Raw genomic sequence first — 2,018 nt, 5'->3', positions numbered from 1 at the left:
TCGCTCGCCAATGTGCTGGTCAAGCTGGCGTTTCGCGACCCAAGCACGACCGTGCCGCAGACGCGCACGCTGCCGGTGGAGGACCGGCTGCCGCGCCTGTTCGAAACGACCATCACCAGTGGCCTGCTGCTTGGGCTGGCGGCGATCATCATCGTGCATCTGGTGATGACGCGCACGGCGTTCGGGCTGAAGCTGAGGATCGTCGGCGCCAATCCACGAGCGGCGGTTCACTCGGGGCTCGGCGTTCCCGGCCTGACCGTCGCCGTCTTCGCCATTTCGGCCGGGCTGGCCGGGCTTGCCGGCGCCGTCGACATCATCGGCGTCCAGGGCAATGTCCGCGCCGACTGGAATCCCGCCTACGGGCTTGCCGTGATACCCGCCGTGTTTCTCGCCCGTATGAACGGCTTTGCGGCCATCGGCTTCGTGTTCCTGCTTTCGGTGCTTTCGATCGGCGGCGAGAGCGCGGCGCGCCGGCTCGGCGTGCCCAATCATTTCACGCTGGTGCTGGTTTCCATCGTGCTGATCGTGCTCGCGCTCGCCGAATATTTCGATCACCGATACAACCAGTCGCGGAGGGCCTAGGGCATGACCGGGCTCTTCAGCGAGGTCTTTCTCAGCGCGCTGCTGTTCGGCGCCGTCACCGCAGCGATCCCGCTGCTGCTTGCCGGGCTCGGCGAGCAGATCTCCGAGAAGGCTGGCGTGCTCAATATCGGCATCGAAGGCATGATGCTGGCCGGCGCCTATCTCGGCTTTGTCGGCGCTTTCTATTCCGGGTCGCTGTGGCTGGGCTTTCTCACCGGCGCCGCCGGGGGTGCTGCGGTGGCGCTTGTCATGGCGCTGCTTTGCGTGCGCATCGGGCTCAACCAGATCGTCATCGGCATCGCGCTGACCTTGGGGCTGGAAGGCCTGACGGCGCTGCTCCACCATTTCCAGTTCTCGCGCAGCTATCCGCGCCTGCCGGCGGCGGATGCGACTGTCATTCCGCTGCTTTCGGACCTTCCGGTCATCGGGCCTGCATTCTTCAAGCATCATCTGATCGTCTATCTGGCGGTCGCGCTGGTTTTCGGCATGGGCTACATCTACCGGCGCACGCAGTTGGGCCTCAATTTGCAGGCGGCAGGCGACAAGCCGGCCGCGCTCGATGTCGCCGGCATCGATGTCGTGCGGACCCGCACCATCGCCGTGCTGACGACCGGAGCGCTGGCCGGGCTCGGGGGCGCGTATCTCGCCAATGTCGGGGCCGGCCTGTTCATTCCGTTCATCACCAATGGCGCGGGCTTTCTCGGCATCGTGCTGGCCATGCTGGCGCGCGGTCGCCCGATCTGGGTGCTGTTCGGCGCGTTGCTGTTCGGTGTCTGCCTGTCGCTGACGACGGCCATGCAAGTGGCCGGCATCAACATACCGACCGACATCATCCAGATGCTGCCGTTCCTGGCGGTGATGATCATGCTGGTGCTGTTCGGCCGGCGCGCCAGCCTGCCGGCGGCGCTCGGCATTCCATATGAGCGCGGCGCGCGCTGAGGACAATTCATGCGCGGACGGGACCCGCGCCAATAAAGGAGGCAAGAATGTCGGATACCAAGGTCTACCTGCTCGACGGCGGCTCGCTCGTTCTCGACGGATATCATGTGTTCTGGAACCGCGGCCCTGGCGGCGAAGTGCGCTTCCCGGTCTATTCGATCCTGATCGAACATGCCGAGGGCCGGTTCCTCATCGACACCGGCTACGACTACGATCACGTGATGAAGGTGCTGCCGTTCGAAAAGCCGATCCAGGAAAAGCACCAGACCATCCCAGGCGCCCTGGCGCTGCTCGGCCTCGAACCGAAGGACATCGACGTCGTCGTCAATTCGCATTTCCACTTCGATCATTGCGGCGGCAACAAGTATTTTCCGCACGCCAAGAAGATCTGCCACCGGACCGAGGTGCCGCAGGCCTGCAATCCCGAACCTTTCGAGCATCTCGGCTATTCCGATCTGAGTTTTTCGGCGGAGGCTGCCGAAGCGCGTGGCGCGACC

At 64.5% G+C, this 2,018-nt stretch carries 1 protein-coding gene and 2 pseudogenes; all 3 read left to right on the top strand.

The window, feature by feature from the left end:
- Window positions 1–582: pseudogene (locus EN994_RS28915) on the top strand (ABC transporter permease); the annotation flags it as partial.
- A 3-nt stretch (window positions 583–585) separates the two neighbouring features.
- Entirely contained in the window at window positions 586–1,521 is a 936-nt protein-coding gene (locus EN994_RS28910; protein ID WP_024505120.1) for an ABC transporter permease, read from the top strand.
- Window positions 1,522–1,568: 47 nt separating this feature from the next.
- A pseudogene (locus tag EN994_RS28905) lies at window positions 1,569–2,018 on the top strand (4-pyridoxolactonase); the annotation flags it as partial.

The sequence above is a fragment of the Mesorhizobium sp. M7A.F.Ca.CA.002.09.1.1 genome, assembly GCF_003998555.1.
GTDB lineage: Bacteria > Pseudomonadota > Alphaproteobacteria > Rhizobiales > Rhizobiaceae > Mesorhizobium > Mesorhizobium ciceri.
Note: the sequence above shows the minus strand (reverse complement) of the source record. Positions and strands in the feature narration are given on the sequence as shown.